This window comes from Vibrio sp. Vb0304, from assembly GCF_033338995.1.
In the GTDB taxonomy this organism is placed as follows: Bacteria; Pseudomonadota; Gammaproteobacteria; order Enterobacterales; family Vibrionaceae; genus Vibrio; species Vibrio alginolyticus.
The window spans coordinates 17,843-37,418 of record NZ_JAWOTT010000011.1 but is presented as its reverse complement, the minus strand read 5'-3'; the positions used below and the strand labels follow the sequence as shown (position 1 = coordinate 37,418).

Annotated in this window: 18 protein-coding genes; 8 read left to right on the top strand and 10 right to left on the bottom strand. The window is 44.5% G+C overall.

All coding sequences use genetic code 11. The annotated features are described in order from the left end of the window. Positions 1-970 precede the first annotated feature (970 nt). The gene (locus tag R7P35_RS14435; RefSeq protein WP_005384184.1) at positions 971-1,870 is read left to right on the top strand and encodes a LysR family transcriptional regulator; all 900 of its coding nucleotides are present in this window, start codon (positions 971-973) and stop codon (positions 1,868-1,870) included. Here the strand turns inward: R7P35_RS14435 and R7P35_RS14430 are convergent. Continuing rightward, a complete protein-coding gene (locus R7P35_RS14430; RefSeq protein ID WP_025768060.1) occupies positions 1,838-2,182 on the bottom strand; it encodes a DUF5329 family protein in 345 nt (114 codons plus the stop codon). The two genes, R7P35_RS14435 and R7P35_RS14430, sit on opposite strands and share 33 nt — an antisense overlap. A 95-nt stretch (positions 2,183-2,277) precedes the next feature. Then, positions 2,278-3,291, bottom strand: coding sequence for an MBL fold metallo-hydrolase (locus R7P35_RS14425; protein ID WP_044129541.1), 1,014 nt, complete (start codon positions 3,289-3,291; stop codon positions 2,278-2,280). Between the two features lie 155 nt (positions 3,292-3,446). On the opposite strand from R7P35_RS14425, the gene R7P35_RS14420 reads away from it, so the two are divergent. From R7P35_RS14420 to R7P35_RS14410, 3 genes are all read left to right on the top strand, one after another. After that, on the top strand, positions 3,447-4,061 hold the full coding sequence (locus tag R7P35_RS14420) for a TetR/AcrR family transcriptional regulator (RefSeq protein WP_025768062.1): 615 nt from the start codon (positions 3,447-3,449) through the stop codon (positions 4,059-4,061). A 329-nt stretch (positions 4,062-4,390) separates the two neighbouring features. Then, the gene (gene rimK, locus R7P35_RS14415; RefSeq protein ID WP_005374224.1) at positions 4,391-5,296 is read left to right on the top strand and encodes a 30S ribosomal protein S6--L-glutamate ligase; all 906 of its coding nucleotides are present in this window, start codon (positions 4,391-4,393) and stop codon (positions 5,294-5,296) included. A gap of 65 nt (positions 5,297-5,361) precedes the next feature. Beyond that, positions 5,362-5,790, top strand: coding sequence for an ATP-dependent zinc protease (locus tag R7P35_RS14410; RefSeq protein ID WP_005374226.1), 429 nt, complete (start codon positions 5,362-5,364; stop codon positions 5,788-5,790). A gap of 66 nt (positions 5,791-5,856) precedes the next feature. Here R7P35_RS14410 and R7P35_RS14405 read toward each other — a convergent pair whose 3' ends face one another. Then, positions 5,857-6,582, bottom strand: coding sequence for an MBL fold metallo-hydrolase (locus R7P35_RS14405; protein WP_044129549.1), 726 nt, complete (start codon positions 6,580-6,582; stop codon positions 5,857-5,859). 323 nt (positions 6,583-6,905) lie between these two features. On the opposite strand from R7P35_RS14405, the gene speA reads away from it, so the two are divergent. From speA to R7P35_RS14385, 4 genes are all read left to right on the top strand, one after another. Further along, entirely contained in the window at positions 6,906-8,816 is a 1,911-nt protein-coding gene (gene speA, locus R7P35_RS14400; RefSeq protein ID WP_031778854.1) for an arginine decarboxylase, read from the top strand. A gap of 1 nt (position 8,817) precedes the next feature. Beyond that, positions 8,818-9,738 (top strand): agmatinase, encoded by a 921-nt coding sequence (speB, locus tag R7P35_RS14395; RefSeq protein ID WP_005374233.1) that lies wholly within the window; start codon positions 8,818-8,820, stop codon positions 9,736-9,738. 409 nt (positions 9,739-10,147) lie between these two features. Next, entirely contained in the window at positions 10,148-11,353 is a 1,206-nt protein-coding gene (gene emrD / locus R7P35_RS14390; protein WP_005374234.1) for a multidrug efflux MFS transporter EmrD, read from the top strand. Between the two features lie 311 nt (positions 11,354-11,664). Next, on the top strand, positions 11,665-13,830 hold the full coding sequence (locus tag R7P35_RS14385) for a S9 family peptidase (RefSeq protein WP_025768064.1): 2,166 nt from the start codon (positions 11,665-11,667) through the stop codon (positions 13,828-13,830). A gap of 218 nt (positions 13,831-14,048) precedes the next feature. Here R7P35_RS14385 and R7P35_RS14380 read toward each other — a convergent pair whose 3' ends face one another. The 7 genes from R7P35_RS14380 to R7P35_RS14350 form a co-directional block, all read right to left on the bottom strand. Continuing rightward, positions 14,049-15,044 carry a porin gene (locus tag R7P35_RS14380; RefSeq protein WP_017635534.1) on the bottom strand — a complete coding sequence of 332 codons (996 nt, stop codon included), beginning with the start codon at positions 15,042-15,044 and terminating at the stop codon, positions 14,049-14,051. Between the two features lie 215 nt (positions 15,045-15,259). Next, positions 15,260-16,129, bottom strand: a complete 870-nt coding sequence (locus R7P35_RS14375) for a metal ABC transporter solute-binding protein, Zn/Mn family (protein ID WP_025768065.1) — start codon at positions 16,127-16,129, stop codon at positions 15,260-15,262. Between the two features lie 22 nt (positions 16,130-16,151). After that, positions 16,152-17,027, bottom strand: a complete 876-nt coding sequence (locus tag R7P35_RS14370; RefSeq protein WP_025768066.1) for a metal ABC transporter permease — start codon at positions 17,025-17,027, stop codon at positions 16,152-16,154. Further along, positions 17,027-17,755, bottom strand: coding sequence for a metal ABC transporter ATP-binding protein (locus R7P35_RS14365; RefSeq protein ID WP_025768067.1), 729 nt, complete (start codon positions 17,753-17,755; stop codon positions 17,027-17,029). Before R7P35_RS14365 ends, R7P35_RS14370 begins: the two co-directional genes overlap by 1 nt. Next, a complete protein-coding gene (locus tag R7P35_RS14360; RefSeq protein ID WP_042523415.1) occupies positions 17,755-18,681 on the bottom strand; it encodes a metal ABC transporter solute-binding protein, Zn/Mn family in 927 nt (308 codons plus the stop codon). Before R7P35_RS14360 ends, R7P35_RS14365 begins: the two co-directional genes overlap by 1 nt. A 22-nt stretch (positions 18,682-18,703) precedes the next feature. Continuing rightward, entirely contained in the window at positions 18,704-19,255 is a 552-nt protein-coding gene (locus R7P35_RS14355) for a DUF6162 family protein (RefSeq protein WP_042523417.1), read from the bottom strand. After that, positions 19,252-19,572 carry a hypothetical protein gene (locus tag R7P35_RS14350; RefSeq protein ID WP_005374251.1) on the bottom strand — a complete coding sequence of 107 codons (321 nt, stop codon included), beginning with the start codon at positions 19,570-19,572 and terminating at the stop codon, positions 19,252-19,254. The genes R7P35_RS14355 and R7P35_RS14350 overlap by 4 nt, the downstream gene beginning before the upstream one ends. Positions 19,573-19,576: the final 4 nt, after the last annotated feature.

The following is a 19,576-nucleotide window of genomic DNA, read 5'->3' as shown; positions in this document are numbered from 1 at the left end:
TATAAGGGAATCAATCATTTAACCGTGACCAATTTCACAACATAATGATAATTACCGATTTCTTGCAGCCTGTTTTTACTGGCAAACGGCATATTATCTATCTGACACAGTTAACTTACTCACCAGATATGACAGAAAAATGGCAATCAAGTTCCCTACTTATACTGTCATTGAATCTTAATAAGGATTAACAAGGTGGGCATTTCAGATTTACCATACTGTTTATAAAAACCGCAAGATTTTTTATTTCTTTTCAAACAAATCTCTACTCAAGATCAATTCACTTTCATCTTTATCGTCTCCCTTTTAACGCATTGTGATCCAGTTCAATCCACAGAACTCGGAACAAAAAGCGCTCATTAATACATTCACCACCAAACTTGTGCGATATCTCTTACAAGAGTTGTAAGCAAATAGATTAACCACGTCTAAGAGCAATGCCAGAAAAAACATTAAACATATGATTTAACAGTAATATTTAAATTCACTTAAAATAATAAGTAAAAATAATTTAGAAAAGTTAATTGAGTCAAATCAGCAAAACATCAATACTCAATTTGTCGACAGGATGTTGGCGGGAACAGGAAAAAAGCCTAAAGGATTGGGTATCTTCAGGATGAAGATTTGATAGCTTAGGATGAGTTGTCAGCAAGGATGTAGTTAAGCTCTAGGATAGAGTTCGCCCGTCAGGATGATAGGCAAGAATGGACACCGCTAGGAAGGCGATGAACAAGGAACTCGGTTAAAGGACTTAGCCACAATCAAGGATAGATGCAGGGAGCACCTATTAGTAGCTGGATTGCTGCGAAAAAGAATAAGCCCCGTCTGGGAAACCAGGCGGGGTTTTATTTTGTCTGTAATGTATTGATAAAGATTCATCTTTATCGTTTAAGTCTTCTCTGTTTTCATAAAACACCGTGCTATCATTTTCTTTACGTCTCCCAACAAAGCTCTCAGAAAATCACACACTATGCTTAATCCTGTTTGGTTACATACATTTAAGACATTGATTGAAGTCGGTCATTTTACGCAAACGGCAGAAAAACTTTTTATGACTCAGCCTGGCGTCAGCCAACACATCAAAAAATTAGAGCAAAGTTGTCAGCATGCCTTGATCAAGCGCGAAAACAAAAGCTTCGAATTAACCGAACAAGGCAGGATTGTCTACGCATATGCGCTCGAGTTAGAAGATAGAGAGAAGAAGCTGCTCGAAGAGCTCAGTTTTGATGATGCGTTTTCAGGCCACTGTAAACTGGCTTGTTCTGGTGCAATGGCGTTAATGTTGTATGGGCCCATTTTGGAGAAGCAAAAACAGCACCCGAGCTTATCGTTACATTTAGAAGCCGCGCCAAATCAATCTATTCTCAACGCCATAACGCAAGGGCACATCGATATTGGTATCGTGACTGATGTTCCCAACAAAGGTCTGTTTCACAGTGAGCGAATTGGTAAAGAGAGGTTGTGCTTGGTTCTGCCAAAGCATTATCAAAATAAGCAGATAACGCCACAACTCTTGCATGACTGTGGTGTAATTAGCCACCCTGATGCCGAGCATTACATGACGCTGTTTTTTGACCAGTGTGAAGAACCACAGCTCCAAGAAATTAAGATGAGCGATTTACCATTATCCGGCTACGTAAATCAATTGAGCCAAATTTTGCTACCTGTCAGCAAAGGACTTGGCTTCACCGTGCTGCCTCAAAGTGCGGTCGACAATTTTCCGCTAAAAGACACGTTACACATTGCTCAATTGAAAAACACTGTATGTGAAGAGCTATTTCTAGTTCGTAAGCGCAGTCGTGCTCTACCTCTGCGCTATCAGACCATCAAAGAAGTGTTATTGGATGTGATCGGTGGTGCGCATCAATGATGTTAGCCACTCTTCGCTGGTAATGCGTTTGTCTTGGCAATCCACCCAATATGGTTTGCCAGATAACCAGCTCTTTGACGCGACCTCTTTTATAAACACATCCACGGAATCAACGTCATCTTTGGCGTAATCCCATTTATTGCGCATGTGTTCTGCCGCTTCTTGATTAGTGTACGCCTTGCCGTTGCGGATAAAGGTGCAAGAGGATTGCTCAACTCGTTTTATCAACGTCGAGATATCTTGCTCTACCCCTGCTAGTGCAAAGGTAGGCAGAATGCTTAATGTAAGTAACAACGTCCACTTTGCTTTCATCGCACCTTTATCCTTATCCCTGACCACATAACTACTAATAGTAACTACTGATAAGTGACTTAACTATTCTGGTGTTTGACTGTTTAGCTCAGCAATTATTGCCACCATGCCTGAGCAGGCTGAGGCTCCGCAATCGCCAAGCGTTGACCAATCTCAGGGCTCACTAACGTTACACCGCGCTCTTCACTAATATCTAACGCGCGTTGCATTGGCTCATTCCAATCGTGCATTGATAAATCAAACGTGCTGTTATGGATCGGCATCATCACTTTGCCCTGCACATCGATGTGTGCTTGAACGCTTTGCTCTGGGAACATGTGAATGTCTGACCAGAGTTCATTGTACGCACCTGTTTCAATCATGGTGAAGTCAAACGGGCCGTACTTTTCGCCAATCTCTTTAAAGCCATTGAAGTAACCAGAGTCACCACTGAAGAACACTTTGTGTTGTTGTGCATTGATAACCCAACTGCCCCACAGCGTCGTATCGCGGTCTGTCAAACCTCGACCAGAGAAATGCTGAGTCGGAGTTAGTGTATATTCAATGCCGTCAACAGAGTGTGACTCCCACCAGTCTAGTTCGATCACTTTCTCTTTGGGTACACCCCAATTCACCAGTAATTGGCCAACTTTTAACGGCACCAAGAAAGTGCCCACCTTGTCGCCTAGCACTTTAATAGAAGCTTTATCTAGGTGATCGTAATGGTCATGACTGATCACCACCACATCGATAGTTGGCAAATCTTCTATCGTGATGGGAGTTTTGTGAAAACGTTTTGGCCCAGCCCATTTCACAGGAGACGCGCGATCACTGAATACAGGATCGGTCATCACCAGTTTTCCATCGAGCTTCATTAATACGCTTGAGTGACCCAGACGATAGATGACGTCATCGTGCTCTTCTAACAGTTGCCGCGCTGTGATCGCATGCACTGGAATTTCAATCGTTGGTGTTGGGTTAAGGCGCTCAGTCGTAAAATACGCTTTCATGATTTCGAACATGTCGCCCAAACCGCTTTTGTATTCCAACTCTGTATTTGCAAATTTGTCCGGGTATGTTGGCGCTTTTTCAGTATCAACATTAGAACAAGAAATCATTGATGTACCCATCGCGAACGCTCCTACTGTGGCTAGCAAAGTTTTTTTCATAAAAAGTTAACCCGAACAAAAGTAAACTACACGGTGCAGTTTACATTCTAATTATCAAAAGTAAACTACTTAGTGTAAAATAGATCAAGAAACGATCTTCTTAACTTAGCAAGCTTATGAATGTAAAAAGAAAAAGTCGTAGCGAAACCAAAAGAGAAGCCATCTTGTGCGCGGCAAGGCAAGCGTTCCAAGAGTTTGGGGTGCAAAACACCAGCATGGATAAGCTCTCTGCAATCGCACAAGTCTCTAAGCGCACGGTCTATAATCACTTCCCTTCTAAGGAAGCGATCGTGACGGAGTTGCTGACTGAGCTTTGGCGTTCGTCAATGATGGAAAGCGATATTAAACGCTTGGCCACTCTGCCACTCAAAGATCAATTGATTGAATTACTCTACAGCGAGATCATTGTGGTAACGGAACCAAACTATATTGAGCTGGCAAAAGTGGCATTTGGGCACTTCTTATTTAAGCCGGAAGATCTCAAAGAACAAGCAGAACAAATGTCGAAACAGGAAACCGCCCTGTACCGCTGGCTTACTGAGAAATCGAACAGTGGCGCTTTGCAAATTGATGATGTACATATAGCAAGCACTCAATTGCACAACTTACTTAAAGGCAGTGCATTCTGGCCGCAGTTAATGGGAATTCGCCCCTCTTTGTCGAATGAAGAATCTAGGCTGTTAGCTACCCAAACGGCGGAACTTTTTTTAAGTCACTATCAAAACAGCTAAAAACAGCGGTCAAATTGGCCGCTTTTTTAAGCGATAATTCGTGACAAAGCGATGAAATTTTTGCTCAATTTTATTTATCTCACCCTTGACAGTCTCATACCGCAAGGCGTGAGCGTTCGATAAAATATTTTTGTCGTGTCGACGATGCTTTTTCGTTTTCATCTCACAAAAAAACGCCCTAAGGTGCGCACCTCTGACGACGTGGTTGTTCAACCACAATTCTAAATCGTTGAAGTAAGTAGGTTATGTCATAACATGATCACCTGCCTACTGCATTCTATGCTCTATACTTATATTTTAATTTGGTACTGACTTACTAAGGAATTGCCATGCGTATTGCTATTCTCTCTCGTAATGAGAATTTATATTCAACCATGCGCCTAAAACAGGCGGGTGAAGAACGTGGGCATCAAATCGATGTGATCGACACGCTTCACTGTTATATGGACATTACGAGCAACAACCCTAAGATCCGCTACAAGGGTGAAGAATTACCGCAATACGATGCTGTTATTCCGCGTATTGGGGCATCTATTACGTTTTACGGCACTGCTGTTGTACGTCAGTTTGAAATGATGGGTACATTTTGTGTCAACGAATCTGTCGCGATCAGCCGCTCTCGTGACAAGTTGCGCTCATTACAACTGCTATCACGTAAAGGCATCGGTTTGCCACGCACTGGCTTTGCTCACCATCCTGACAACATTCAGGACGTGATCAAAAACGTTGGTGGCGCACCTCTAGTGATTAAATTGCTAGAAGGCACTCAAGGCATTGGTGTTGTACTTGCTGAAACAAATAAAGCGGCAGAAAGCGTGATTGAAGCTTTCATGGGTTTGAAAGCAAACATCATGGTGCAAGAATTTATCGAAGAAGCAAAAGGCGCGGACATCCGTTGTTTTGTTGTCGGAAATAAAGTAATCGCCGCAATGAAGCGCCAAGCAAAAGAAGGCGAGTTCCGTTCTAACCTTCACCGTGGCGGCTCTGCACAACTCGTACGTTTGAGCAAAGAAGAGCGTGCGACCGCTGTAAATGCTGCGAAAGTGATGGGCTTGAACCTTTGTGGTGTGGATATCCTTCAATCTAAAAATGGCCCAGTGGTAATGGAAGTGAACTCTTCCCCTGGTCTAGAAGGCATCGAACTAGCAACGGGTAAAAACATTGCAGGTATGATCTTCGATTTTATCGAGAAAAACGCTAAGCCAAATTCAAACCGTACTCGCGGTAAAGGTTGATTTTTGTTTAACGCACAAGAGAGCCAAAAATCGGCTCTCTTGTTACTCGTCGCTAGGATGACACTATGAATCAGAAAATGATCATTGGGAATGCCGAAGCTATTTGCTTGCCAGAGTTAGGGATTACTCACCTTGAAGCGCGTATTGATACAGGCGCTCAAACCTCTTCATTACATGTAGACAATATTGATTGCTTTGAAAAAGATGGTCAGTCTTATGTTGCATTCGATCTACACCCAGATGTATACCATTTAGAACAAGTGGTTCGCTGCACAGCGAAACTAAAAGCAAACCGTAAGGTTAAATCTTCTAACGGTACTTTTGAGCACCGCTGCGTGATCACAACGATACTGCGTATGGGCGACCAACAATGGCCAATCGACATTACGTTGACTAACCGTGAAAAAATGACTTACATGATGTTGTTAGGTCGTCAGGGCATGGCAGACAAAGTGCTCGTTGATCCTAGCCAATCTCACTTATTGGCATCTTAACCCCGTAGCTTCAGATGAGTGATCGAACGTTTTTGTTGAGCATCACTCGTCTGGCTTTATCCTCGCCTACTTCCTACGAAATAACGCAAACAACAATCCCTTCGCTTTAACTTTTGTCACTCGCCAGTGCGTCATTGGCTTAGTCGGCGCTGTATTCAAAATGTGCTGATACGCTTTTTCATCCAAAGTCACCTCTCCCCCATGTGCCAAAAGCAAACATTGCGGATTCATCTCAAACACACGCTTTAATGATTGCCGATATTGATTCGGATGAAATATGGGAAACGGCGCAATCAGATGCTTTTTCACCTGCACCATTAAATCCGCCACATACAACACATCTTGTTCAGAATGATAAACCGACAGATCTCGGTCGGTATGCCCTAGCGTTTCTAGCACCTGCCAATCATCAAATCCAGGAATAAACTGTCCATCAATAAGTTCAATATCTGGCTTTAGCTTGCGGGAATACCACAGGTTTTGCTTTGGTTTACGCATCCGATTCGCCATCCAGCGTGCTAACATCAAATCGGTCAAATGCATTAGCCAACCGTCTACACCGCTATACCACTGGTTCTCTCGCTTTGCGGCCAATAGCTTGCATCCTGTTAAATCACGTAGTTTGTGCGCACCACCAGCATGGTCTGGATGCATGTGGGTCACAACAACCAACTTTAGGTCAGAAAAAGGACGATGGAGTTGATGTTCAATAAAGTCTTTAAGATGAGGGATGTCTGCTCGACTGGCACCATCAAGCAACAATAATTTATCGGGATATTCGGCGAGATACATGGTCTGAATGTACCCCTGAATTCTGTGCAGCTGCAAAATATGTCCTTATTTTAGTGAGATGCTTCATGACCGAATCCTTACTGGTCAGACCAACTATAACAGCAGAATGGACGCTTCGGTAAACAAATATTCACACGTAGCGACGACAACAAATCATAATCGAGATGATAGATTTTAATCATTAGACTCAAGGGCCCTTTTATCCGTTAATGCGCGCACACGGAGTTCGTGTCAGGGTATGAGGTAAATACCTCATGATTTGCTTTTTTGTACTTTTCCTTCTAATTAATTAAGGAGTTAAGTACATTTTTGTGAGAATCGAGTTGGAAAAAGCAACTAAATTAGACCGCATCCGCGCGGACTACAACGTTCACTACTGGAGCCAAGGTTTCTACGGCATTGATGACCAAGGCGAAGTATATGTATCACCACGTAGTGATCGTGCACATCAAATCCCTTTCAGCGCTATTGTAAATGAGCTAGAAGCGAAGCAGTTAAATCTGCCTGTATTAGTACGCTTCCCGCAAATCGTGCACCAACGTGTGCATGGTATTTGCCACGCATTCAACCAAGCAATTGAAGAATACCAATATCCAAACAAATACTTGTTGGTGTACCCAATTAAAGTAAACCAACAACGTGAAGTGGTGGATGAAATTCTAGCGAGCCAAGCTCAACTAGAAACCAAGCAGCTTGGTCTTGAAGCGGGTAGCAAGCCAGAATTGTTGGCGGTACTTGCATTGGCTCAACAAGGTAGCTCCGTGATCGTGTGTAATGGCTACAAAGACCGTGAGTATGTGCGTCTTGCACTGATCGGTGAAAAGCTGGGTCACAAGGTATTCATCGTATTAGAGAAGCTTTCTGAGCTGGATCTGGTACTAGAAGAAGCGAAAAGTTTGGGCGTAAAACCGCGCCTTGGTTTACGCATTCGCCTCGCCTCTCAAGGCGCAGGGAAATGGCAAGCAAGTGGCGGTGAAAAATCGAAGTTTGGTTTATCAGCATCGCAAGTGCTTAGCGTTATTGAACGTCTTAAACGCGAAGGCAACCTAGACGCGATGCAACTGGTTCACTTCCACCTTGGTTCACAGATGGCAAACATCCGTGATGTACGCAATGGTGTGAACGAGTCTGCACGTTTCTACTGCGAGCTACGCGCACTCGGTGCAAACATCGAGTACTTCGATGTGGGCGGCGGCTTGGCAGTGGATTATGACGGCACACGCAGCCAATCATCGAATTCGATGAACTACGGACTTGCAGAATACGCACGTAATATCGTCAACACTGTGGGCGATGTGTGTCTGCAATACGAACAACCAATGCCAGTGATCATTTCGGAATCGGGTCGCTCGCTAACAGCGCACCACGCTGTATTGATTTCTAACGTAATTGGTACCGAGTCGTACCTACCGGAAGAAGTACATGAGCTTGATGAGGACGCTCCGCTGTTGCTACAAAACATGTGGCGAAACTGGGAAAACTTACAAGATGGTACAGACGCTCGTGCGTTAATTGAGATTTACAATGATACCCAAAGTGATTTGGCAGAAGTGCACTCTCAATTTGCTACAGGCGTGCTTAACTTGGAACAACGTGCGTGGGCAGAACAATTGTCACTGCGCATTTACTTCGAATTAAGCCGCAAGATGAGCACTAAGAATCGCTTCCACCGTCCGATTCTGGACGAGTTGAGCGAACGTCTTGCGGATAAGTTCTTCGTGAACTTCTCTCTCTTCCAATCTCTACCAGATGCTTGGGGTATTGATCAGGTGTTCCCTGTTCTGCCACTTTCTGGTCTGGGCGAGGCGGAAGAGCGTCGTGCAGTGATGTTGGACATCACATGTGACTCTGATGGCGCGATCGATCACTACGTTGATGGTCAAGGCATCGAGAGCACGCTACCTGTACCAGCTTGGAGCAAAGACAAACCGTACTTAATGGGCTTTTTCCTAGTAGGCGCATACCAAGAAATCCTTGGTGACATGCACAACCTATTTGGTGATACCCACAGTGCTGTAGTCAATGTTGATGAACACGGTCAATTTGAGATCAGTTACATCAACGAAGGTGATAGTGTAGAAGACATGATGCGCTACGTTCATATCGACGTGGATGCGATTCGTGACAATTATAAACAATTGGTTTCACAGCGAGTTGAAGCCAATGAACAAGCACAAATCCTAGCAGAACTAGAACAAGGTCTAGCAGGATACACCTATTTAGAGGACTTCTGATATGAATGATTTGTTTACTAAAACTGATTATTCGCTTTACTCCAACTCTATGTCGTTTTTACGTCTGCCGTACATTCGTAACCCGGTATCGGCAGACGCAGACGTTGTGGTGTTGGGAGTCCCTCTGGACATGGCAACATCTGGGCGTCCAGGTGCGCGTATGGGTCCAGATGCAATTCGCCGTGCCTCAGTCAACTTGGCATGGGAAGGTAAGAAGTTCCCGTGGAGCTTCAACGTATTGGATAAACTGAAAGTGATCGACGCAGGTGATCTCGTGTTCGATTGCGGTGATGCGGAAGATTTTACTTACCGCCTTGAAGCGGCAACCAGTGAAATTCTAAAAAGTGGTAAAACCATGTTGGGATTGGGCGGTGACCACTTCATCACGCTACCTATCCTACGTGCCTATGCGAAGCATCATGGCCAAATGGCTTTGATTCACTTTGATGCTCATACGGACACCTATGCAAATGGCAGTTCATACGACCACGGTACGATGTTCTACCATGCGCCGAAAGAAGGTTTGATCTCAGCAAAGAACTCAATACAAATTGGCATTCGTACGGAGTACAAACAGCAAGATCACGGCTTCAATGTGATTAATGCGATGCAAGCGAATGACATGTCGGTGAACGAGATCCTAGAAGAAATTCGTCGCACCGTCGCAGACAAGCCAGTATATGTCACTTTTGACATCGACTGCTTAGACCCGGCCTTCGCACCGGGAACTGGTACACCAGTTTGTGGTGGCTTGAACTCAGACAAAGCGCTGAAAATTATTCGTGGTTTAGCCGGCATGAATATCGTGGGTATGGATGTTGTCGAAGTATCGCCTCCATACGACCACAGTGATGTTACCGCACTAGCGGGAGCAACCATCGCACTAGAAATGCTTTACGCATACGCATCTGAGCGCGAATAGACATAATCATTTCTAAGGGAGCTTCGGCTCCCTTTTCTTTCTGATGCCTTCCTCTACCTTTTATTCACTCGTTTCATCTTGAACTCACCTCAACCGATCAGACGCTTTATTTTTGCACTTTAACCATTAAAACCAGTTACCTATAAGGCTCATTCTATTCACGAAAAGCAAAAGATTTAACGTAAATAGACAAAGAAATGCACCTCTTTTTGAAAACAAAATCGGATTAGTTTTTCTAATTGAAATCATAGATTTTTATCTTGCTCGACTTCACACTTTTCGATTGCTAATTATACAAGCAAGCACTATTATCTCGCGCAAATATCCCCGCAACACAAGAAGTCAGTTGGCACTCTATAAAAGAGCGCTAAGGGTTTTTACGTCTTAAACTTTTTGGAGAGATACGCAAATGTCTGCTTCGTTTCCATTAGCGAAACTTACCTTTTTAATCGCTATATTGACTGCCGTGGGTCAAATGACCCAGACAATGTACGTGCCTTCAATCGGTCATATGGCGGGCGAGTTTTTGGTATCTGCGTCATCACTTCAAGCTGTGATGGCTTGTTACCTAATCCCATATGGCTTGTCGCAATTTGCGTATGGCACACTATCGGACCGCTTGGGACGCAAACCGATCATCATCGTCGGGCTGCTTATCTACATCGCGGGTACACTGGTAGCATTATTTGCACATCAATTTGAATGGTTCTTGATTGGTAGCTTTATCCAAGGCTTAGGTATTGGCTGCGGCGGTGCGATGTCACGCACTCTGACTCGCGATTGCTTTGAAGGCTCTGATCTACACAGAGCAAACAGCTTAATTAGCATGTGTGTGATTTTCTCACCATTAATGGCACCAGTATTAGGCGGTTACCTAACAGAAGCTTTCGGATGGCGGTCGAGCTACTTGTTCTTAGCGCTATTTGCTATCGCGGTTGTGATCACCATGATGACAAGCATGATGGAGACGCTACCAAAAGAGAAACGCAAATTCGAACCAGTAGCCAAAAGCTACAAACACGTTTTGTCTGACCGTCGCTTTCAAGGCTTTTTGATTTGCCTGGTTGCAACATTCGCTGGTGTGGGTGTATTCGAAGCAGCGGCTGGGGTGTTGTTGGGTGGGGTATTAGAATTACCTGCAACAACGGTAAGTTTGCTGTTTATATTGCCGATCCCAGGTTACTTGGTGGGCGCAGGCTTATCTAGCTACATCGCAAGACGTCGCTCTGAGCGTCGTGCTTTAAACGTAGGCTTGGTCTCTATTTTTGTAGGCTCTGCTATTGTGCTCATCCCAGGCTTGTTTGGTTTAACCACGGCATTAACGCTAGTTGGAGGCGCAACCGTGTACTTTTTGGGTGCGGGCATTCTCTTCCCAGCAGCAACAACTGGAGCGATTGCGCCATTCCCATACCATGCAGGAACAGCAGGCGCGACATTGGGTGGCATGCAAAACTTGGGGGCAGGTGTCGCAACTTTGCTCGCGTCACTATTTCCAGCGCATAACCAGATGCCTTTGGGCATTTTGATGATGGCAATGTCGGTAATTGCAATGCTTGGGCTAATGTGGGTGAATCGAGCACACAATCACTCAAACGAAGTACCGCAAGTTATCTGATCATTATCAGCTTACTTTCAAAATCCAAAAGGGACACACTCAACAAGTGTGTCCCTTTTTTCATATCACACTATATCGATTTCCCGATGAGAATGATTTAACTTTCGAATTGATATTTGTTAAAAATAACAGCTGCTTACACAATGTGTTTTCAGCTCCCTTCAAATTGAGTATCCAACTCGGAAATATTGAGGATTCTCACTTTTTCGGTATACCCCATAACAAAGAATGGACAACTGAAAACCACTGACAAAATGAAAGCCCAGCCCTCAGGATGAGGCCACTTGGGTGTACAATAAGGATAAAATCAGATGCGTTTCACTTTAGCTACGTTGGCCGTCTCGGTCGCGCTTGTCGCCGGATGCAGCAATCAAGGAATCCCCAGCATGACTCAATACTCCCAAACACAGATCGTTGCTCAACAAACTCAAGCTCCGGTTGCGAAAAAAGTCCCTCACTCGATGACTATTCATGGCGATACCCGCGTTGATAACTACTACTGGATGCGTGACGACGAACGTAAAGACCCTGAAATTTTACAGCACCTAGAGAAAGAAAATCAGTACGCAGAAACCGTTCTAAAGCACACTGAAACACTTCAAGATACGCTATTTGAAGAAATTAAAGGGCGCATCGCAAAAGACGACAACTCAGTACCGGTTCGTAAAGGCAACTACTTCTACTCCAGTGAAGTGACCGGAGATAACGAGTACGAAGTCCATTTGCGAGCTAAAGGCTTTGCAGGCAAAGACAAACAAATCATTTTAGATGTCAATGAACTAGCAAAAGAACATGAATTTTTCAGTATCGGCGGCCTATACGTTAGTCCGAATGAAAACTTATTGGCGTATGGCGAAGACACATTAAGCCGCCGCGTGTACACCCTTAAGATCAAAGACCTGACAACAGGCAATTACCTACAAGATGAAATCGAAGGGGCCTCAAGCGCTGTCGCATGGCAGAACGATAACAACGCCTTTTACTACATCAAAAAAGATCCACAGACCTTATTGGGCTACCAAGTTTATCGTCATGTATTGGGCACACCACAAAGCAGCGATGAGCTGATTTTTGAGGAAACCGACAGCGCCTATTACACCTCACTAAGCAAAAGCAAAGATGGCGAAGATATTTATATCTGGCATTCGAGTACAGAAACCAGTGGGGTCTCTATCATTGATGCGAACAACCCTAAAGCAAAGGCGAAACCGTTCTATCCTCGTGAAGATGGCATTGAATACAGTATTTCTAAGCTAGGCGATTGGTATTACATTTATACTAACTATCAAGCCGTCAACTTCCGTTTGATGAAAGTTCATCAAAATGACATGCATGACCGCTCTAAATGGCAAGATGTGATTGCCGCAGACGACAACACTCAACTTGTCGACTTCGAGTTATTCGATGATCACATCGTCTATGAGCAGCGCTCTAACGGCCTAGCAAGCGTCACTGTACGTCAGCTTTCAACAGGAAAAGAATTCCCCCTCACATTTAATGACGATGCGTTTGCTGCCTATTTGACAGGTAACCTAGAGCTGGATAACGAAAAAGTTCGTATTTATTACAGCAGTTTAACCACTCCAGGAACCTACTACGATTTCGATCTAAAAACGGGCGGGTCAGAAATCATGAAGCAAACACCTGTACTTGGTGATTTTAATCCTGACAATTACCAATCAGAACGCATCATGGTCACAGCCCGTGACGGTAAAGAAGTACCCGTTTCTTTGGTGTATCGTAAAGACTTATTTAAGAAAGATGGTACGAATCCACTCTACCAATATGGTTATGGATCTTATGGCGCAACCATTGAGCCAACTTTCCGCTCGACACGTTTGAGTCTATTGGATCGCGGCTTTGTTTACGCCATTGCTCATATTCGTGGATCTGAAATGCTTGGCCGCCCTTGGTATGAAGACGGTAAAAAACTAACCAAGCAAAACACATTCAACGACTTTATTGATGTGACTAAAGGTTTGGTTGAACAAGGCTATGGCGCGAAAGATAAAGTCTTCGCTGTTGGTGGCTCTGCAGGAGGCCTCTTAATGGGGGCTATCATCAACCAAGCACCAGAACTGTATCGCGGTATCGGCGCTCATGTTCCGTTTGTGGACGTGGTAACCACTATGCTCGATGAATCAATTCCATTGACCACCAACGAGTATGATGAATGGGGTAACCCAAATAACAAAACATACTATGACTATATGTTGAGTTACTCGCCTTACGACAACATCAAGGCGCAAAACTACCCGAACATGTTGGTAACGACTGGCTTGCACGACTCTCAAGTACAGTACTTTGAACCAATGAAGTGGGTCGCCAAACTTCGTGAAATGAAGACAGACGATAACGTCTTGTTGTTCAAAACCGATATGGAAGCCGGACACGGCGGCGCATCTGGTCGATTTAAGCGCTTAAAAGAAGATGCGCTAGAGTATACCTTCTTCCTCGATTTACTCGATAAAAAATAAGCGTATTAATAGAACTGCATCTCTTCTAACAACAAAAATGCCCGCAAGTTGCGGGCATTTTTTATAGACGCACTCTCTAAACAAAGAGTGGGGTTACCTAAGCACAGAATGACTAGCGTCTCTTATAGCCAAAGGATAGCAGAAAGAAAAACGCCTACTCACAACGAGTAGGCGTTAACACAATAAATGTGTTTAGGCAGTAGAAACTGGCCTATTTATTAGAAGTAGTAACGAGCACCTAGAGTCCAGTAGTCGTTCTCTTCATTGTTGTAGTCGTTACCTAGATCAAACTGGTAAGCTGCAAACGTTACGAAAGCAGGAGTTACAGCGTACTCTGCTTGTAGCGCAGTTTCGCTTGAAACTGTCTTATTGTCTTCTTCGTCTTCTACGCCTTCGTAGTTAACGCTGAATGTCCAATCGTTTACGCCGTATGCCAAAAGAGCTTCAAGTTGAGAAGTGTCTTTACGCATTTGGTAGAAGTACTCGTTCATACCGTATACTACCGCTGCGTATAGACCTGAACCGTACTGACCGTAGTTTACAGAGAATAGGTGTGATTCAGCGTTCTTAGTACCTAGAGTCGCGTTTTTAACATCACCACCGCTGTATACGTAGCCTAGACCAAAGCCAGCTACAGAACCGCTCAATGCAACTTGACCACGTTGCTCGTATGTTGTTGCATCTGAAGTTTGCTCACCTTGCCAACCTAGACCTAGGTTGAAAGCAAAACCTTCACCAAATTCAAAACCTTTACGGTAGCTAAGCATTTTATCAGCACGAGCTGAGCCTAGGTTGCCGTGGTTGTCGTACAAAAAGTCGTTCGCAAACGCGATTGGTAGATCCGCAACGCCAGCGACATCGTAGTAAGGTGACCATTGAGTACCTGCTACTAAACGGCCAAACTGCTCATGAGTAGCACCGATGTAACCTAGACGAGTTTTGAACGATTGCTCGCCACCGTTTAGGTAGTTAAGCGCCCATTCACCTTTAGCGTCGATAGTAATACCGTTGCCAATGTCTTTCTTACCCGCAACGTTAATACGTGGAGACACTTGGTGAACTTTTACATCTTCTTCGAAATACTCACCCACGCCAACTGAAACGTGACCGCCGATCGATAAAGATGTACCATCGCTGTTGTAAACTTCTGCTGCGAAGGCCTGTGAACCACATGCTAGTGCCGCCACTGCAACGGCTAGAGTTTTCATTTTCATTGTTAACATCCGTATAGTTGTTTGTACCGGTTCGCTTAGAAACAGATTAAATCCGAATCAATCGCAACGAACACATAACAAAGTAGTAATGAAATAGAAATGAAACAAACACTTTCTTATGCAACCAGTGGTATTAATGTTCACATTTTGAACTGAGTCACAAAAAAATAGGGAACTTTTCATTCCCCATCATAAAATCTGTGGCTTTTTACGTGTCACATCTCCCAACGTGCGAGTGGCTTCTCAGTTTTGATACCCTTACTGCCCCAGCGGTCAATAACATCAATTTGCAGTATACGACTCGGTTTAATAAGCGATGTCAAGGTTTTCGACGGTCGTTTATCCGTCACCAACCATAGCGTTTTATCTTGTTCAAACTGAGCTTTTAAAGATAATTTGTCTTCTTCTGTCCACTCGAGTTCCGGCTTAAATTCGCGCCCAACCACAAACAATTGGTTGCCAGAGGCAAAGTCCTCTAATGACTCACTCATCAGTACCACTGAATCGATGCCTTTATCGAAGATCTCTGCCTGTTGTTGGTTGATCAGTTCACGCACATTGAGCATAAGAGCCTGTTGATTCGTTTGAATCGTCTTTTGGTGTTCAGGATATACACGTTGTAGATCCTCTCCAACAATACCCGCCATTCGGATTAAGTTTGTAGGGTTAAGCCACGCGTACTTCGATGTTGACCCGTTTTCCAATGTCAGTACTGCAACTCCTTGAGCTCTAGGAGAAATGGCCTGCGATGCATCGATTTCAATCAAGTGAATGTTGCCCTGTCGAGCGTAAACATAAGTCGGGTCTTGTTTCCAAATCGCACCAAGAGTAATAGCAACCGTCGCGGCTTGACCCGCTTGCTTAACTTGCTCTGTACCTTTATTTGCGAACCAGTTTTCAAGACGCTCAACGCCGTAACGCTTTGGAGGCAGATACTGAGTCTCTATCCCTGTACCTTTCATGAGTTGCTCAGACAACATGTACGTGACGGGAGTGCTGGTTAAAATGTCTTTGGCGCTTGCCAACGATGGAAGTGTTGTCGCTATAACCAAACCAAAAGTTATCGCTAATTTTTTTATCTTCATGTTCATTACTTTATAAAAAGGGTTACGCTTTTTGGATAATTCGGTAAACCGTTGCTGTTAGGAAAAATGCCGCAGAAACAATGATGATGGATGCGCCTGATGGCACTGGTAGCTCAAGCTCCATCGGCAGTATGGTTCCTACTAAACACGCAATGGTTGCCAATAAAGAAGAAAGGAGAACGAAACTGCTCATGCGTTTAGTCAATAACCTAGCCGTTGCACCAGGAATCAGTAGCAATGCACCAACCAATACCGCGCCAATAATCTTTACCGCGGCGATGGTGACCAAGGTGATCATCATGACAAATAAGTAATCATAAAAGCTGGTATTAAAGCCGCGTACACGTGCAATATCCGGGCTGATACAAGTTAGCAAAATGCGGTTAAACGTTGGAATAAGAAGCAGTAATATGATCAAACAACTGATCGCTAAAATAAGGATATCGTTGTCCGTCACAGTCAAGATCGAGCCAAACAACACGTTCTCCAAGATGTGAATGTTGATCTTGCGAGCAACGTACATTAACAGTGCAGCACCAACCGCTAACGCTAGTGCAAGAAAAACCCCAACCAGTGTGTCGTAAGGTACATTCGTACGATTACGAACAAAGTGAAGCAACAGCGCAAAAATCATACAAAAGCTAAACAATCCGATGATCGGATTCTCTGGCGGCTCACCGAGCAACACACCAATCGCGATTCCGGTAAGCGCAGCGTGCCCAACCGCTTCAGAGAAAAAAGCCAGTCGCTTGGCGATGACTAATGTACCAAGACCACCAAGTAATGGTCCTAATATCAGCGCTGCCACGATTGCGTTCACCATGAAAGCATAAGAAAAGCTATCGCTTAACCATCCAGCTTCAACGCCGCTAACCGCTAACTCTCGCAACCAATCCATTATGCAGCCTCCACTTTTGCTGTGTAGTGCTTGAATAATGTTTCTATACGATCAGGGCTTAGCACATCTGAATGGTGACCTGACGCCACAATTTGACGATTTACAACATGGACCTGCGCATCTAAACGGCGCACTGCGGTCACGTCATGGTGCACTGCCAGTACCGTTTTGCCTTCTCCAACGACTTCATGAATCAAACCTTCAAGATATCGAACACCTTGCTCATCCATACCAGTTGTAGGTTCGTCTAAAACCAATAAATTGGGCTCATCCAGTAAAGCTTGCGCAAACAAAACACGCTGTTGCTCACCGCCAGAGAGTTGCCCCATACGACGATCGCAACGCGTTGCCATACCCACGCGATCCAGCTGGGCCAGGGCATGTTGAGTTTGTTTCGTTTTACGTCGCCAAAATAGAGGGATACGAGTTTGGTTAAGCAGTACAAAATCCATCACGGTTAACGGGAGGCTTGCTTCAAACATCGCTTTTTGTGGCACATACCCTATCTTCCCCGATGCAGCTGATGGTTCTGGCCAATTGAGCGCTATGTTTCCCGAAAATGGCGTGAGTCCAAGTACCGAACGAAGCAAAGAGGTTTTACCACCGCCATTCGGTCCCATAATCACGTGACATTTCGCGTTCTCGAATTCGGCGCTGATGTTCTGCAAAATGATATTGTCGGCGTATTTTAGGCCCACGTTACTTAAGGAAACGGAAGGTCCAGTCATTACGCCTTTTCCCCTGCTCGCTTACTCGCCACAAATTTCATGGCTTCGATTAGTGTTTCCACATTATCTCGCATCTCAACCTCGACTTTATCAGCCTCATACTCACCGTGAGTCATGTGAGAAAAGCGATAAAGCTGCACCCCAGTCGCCTCTTCGATGGTATCAACAAAGCGATTCGGCATATTGAGCTCATAAAACAGCACATCAATGCCCGATTCACGAATTTTCGCTATCGTTTCCTGTAGCTGACTTGCACTTGGTTCTACACCATGAGCAGGCTCAATGACAGCGGCAACGTCAACACCAAACTCCTGAAGGATATATCCGTAAGCATTGTGGGTTGTCGCCACCTTCATACCAGCCGTGTCCAACTCACCAAGAGACAACATTGCATCACGCTTCATCAGGCGAAATGTTTTCGCGTATTTACGAGCATTTTGGCGATAGAACGTAGCATTGTCTGGGTCCAATTGGCTTAGCTCACTCGCGATGGTGTAAACCTTTTGAATGGTTGTTGATAGACCGACAAAGGTGTGAGGGTTCACTGCTCCTTGACCAACAGACTGCCCCATAGCGGGCAATAAAGGCACTTCTTTGTTCGCTTCGATAACCACGAGATCATCACGCTGAGAAGCCTTGATCACTTTCAGTGCAAAATCGTCATGACCAATACCATTGATCACTATTACGTCCATTTCATTTAAGCGCTTAAGATCATTAGGTTGTGGCAAATAGTTGTGAGGATTAAAACCAGCATCAACCAAAGGAATGATGTCCGCCTTCTCACCAACAACGGCTTTAACATAGCTGTAATAAGGTTGTAGCGTAATACCAATACTGAGTTTTTCGGCAGCAAAGCCAGTAGAAGACACCGTCAATAACGCGGTGGCTGTAAGAATACGACGTAAAAGAGAGCGTTTGATCATAGTACTTATCAATTATGTTGTCTTAATGGGCGTGAGAGTGAGAGGAAGAGTCTGACAGAACGATTTGTTTCCACCCGAAATCGTGGCGTTTTGCTAGATCGCTTAGTCCCTCCACATTTAACGAACGGCTAGAATCATTAAACCAAATATCAGCTTGAGAACTGCGGCTATCCAACAGCATGGAAGCAGAGCCTTGGGCACTGGTCTTCACGCCAATGTAGACACCGTCATCAATTCGTTGCCACTGATGAGAACCTTTACGCTTCCAGTTTTGGTCTTTCACGAATGGAGCAATCCAAAGCGCCTCCATATCAGAGATCTCAGGCCAAGTTCCGGTATCTAACTGCAAATCACGAATCTCTTCATGAGCGAGCTTAAGTTCAGCGATCAACCCCAACTCATTTTGATGTAAATCCGTGATTAACACTTGATGAGACTGCATGTCTGGCTTTTCAGTCGCGACCTGATGGTAGGGCATAAGTATGGCTGCTGAACTGAGAATCGCTGCGATTGTCAGTGCGACCCACTTTCCTTCTCGGTTACCATCATCAGGGCGAACTTTCTGAACGCTCATTTCTCTTTCAGCTCAACGATATCCACTTCCACCGGGCTTTCATGTCCGGCATCAAATACCAAATAGAAATCTGTTTCAGGGTGAGTAAATTCTGCGATGGAACGCTTATCTGTTTTTTCTTTGGCGATCAGATTGTCGTCGTAATCGTACATTTCGACATCGTAGTCGACCGCTGTCGATCCATCCGAGTAGCCCGCTTCACAAATCACTTTATCTTGCGCCAAGTGACAGCTCATCAGAGGAAAATGTGCAGCAGCGTGAAAGGACGCAAATCCAGAAAAAAGCAAAACCGCTTTTAGAAGAGAAGTGTTATTCATGATA

Excerpts from the sequence above, each read along its gene's own strand:
- R7P35_RS14435 (WP_005384184.1), top strand. The coding sequence starts at position 971 with ATGCTTAATCCTGTTTGGTTACATACATTTAAGACATTGATTGAAGTC.
- R7P35_RS14430 (WP_025768060.1), bottom strand. The coding sequence starts at position 2,182 with ATGAAAGCAAAGTGGACGTTGTTACTTACATTAAGCATTCTGCCTACC.
- R7P35_RS14425 (WP_044129541.1), bottom strand. The coding sequence starts at position 3,291 with ATGGGTACATCAATGATTTCTTGTTCTAATGTTGATACTGAAAAAGCG.
- R7P35_RS14420 (WP_025768062.1), top strand. The coding sequence starts at position 3,447 with ATGAATGTAAAAAGAAAAAGTCGTAGCGAAACCAAAAGAGAAGCCATC.
- rimK (WP_005374224.1), top strand. The coding sequence starts at position 4,391 with ATGCGTATTGCTATTCTCTCTCGTAATGAGAATTTATATTCAACCATG.
- R7P35_RS14410 (WP_005374226.1), top strand. The coding sequence starts at position 5,362 with ATGAATCAGAAAATGATCATTGGGAATGCCGAAGCTATTTGCTTGCCA.
- R7P35_RS14405 (WP_044129549.1), bottom strand. The coding sequence starts at position 6,582 with ATGTATCTCGCCGAATATCCCGATAAATTATTGTTGCTTGATGGTGCC.
- speB (WP_005374233.1), top strand. The coding sequence starts at position 8,818 with ATGAATGATTTGTTTACTAAAACTGATTATTCGCTTTACTCCAACTCT.
- emrD (WP_005374234.1), top strand. The coding sequence starts at position 10,148 with ATGTCTGCTTCGTTTCCATTAGCGAAACTTACCTTTTTAATCGCTATA.
- R7P35_RS14385 (WP_025768064.1), top strand. The coding sequence starts at position 11,665 with ATGCGTTTCACTTTAGCTACGTTGGCCGTCTCGGTCGCGCTTGTCGCC.
- R7P35_RS14380 (WP_017635534.1), bottom strand. The coding sequence starts at position 15,044 with ATGAAAATGAAAACTCTAGCCGTTGCAGTGGCGGCACTAGCATGTGGT.
- R7P35_RS14375 (WP_025768065.1), bottom strand. The coding sequence starts at position 16,129 with ATGAAGATAAAAAAATTAGCGATAACTTTTGGTTTGGTTATAGCGACA.
- R7P35_RS14370 (WP_025768066.1), bottom strand. The coding sequence starts at position 17,027 with ATGGATTGGTTGCGAGAGTTAGCGGTTAGCGGCGTTGAAGCTGGATGG.
- R7P35_RS14365 (WP_025768067.1), bottom strand. The coding sequence starts at position 17,755 with ATGACTGGACCTTCCGTTTCCTTAAGTAACGTGGGCCTAAAATACGCC.
- R7P35_RS14360 (WP_042523415.1), bottom strand. The coding sequence starts at position 18,681 with ATGATCAAACGCTCTCTTTTACGTCGTATTCTTACAGCCACCGCGTTA.
- R7P35_RS14355 (WP_042523417.1), bottom strand. The coding sequence starts at position 19,255 with ATGAGCGTTCAGAAAGTTCGCCCTGATGATGGTAACCGAGAAGGAAAG.
- R7P35_RS14350 (WP_005374251.1), bottom strand. The coding sequence starts at position 19,572 with ATGAATAACACTTCTCTTCTAAAAGCGGTTTTGCTTTTTTCTGGATTT.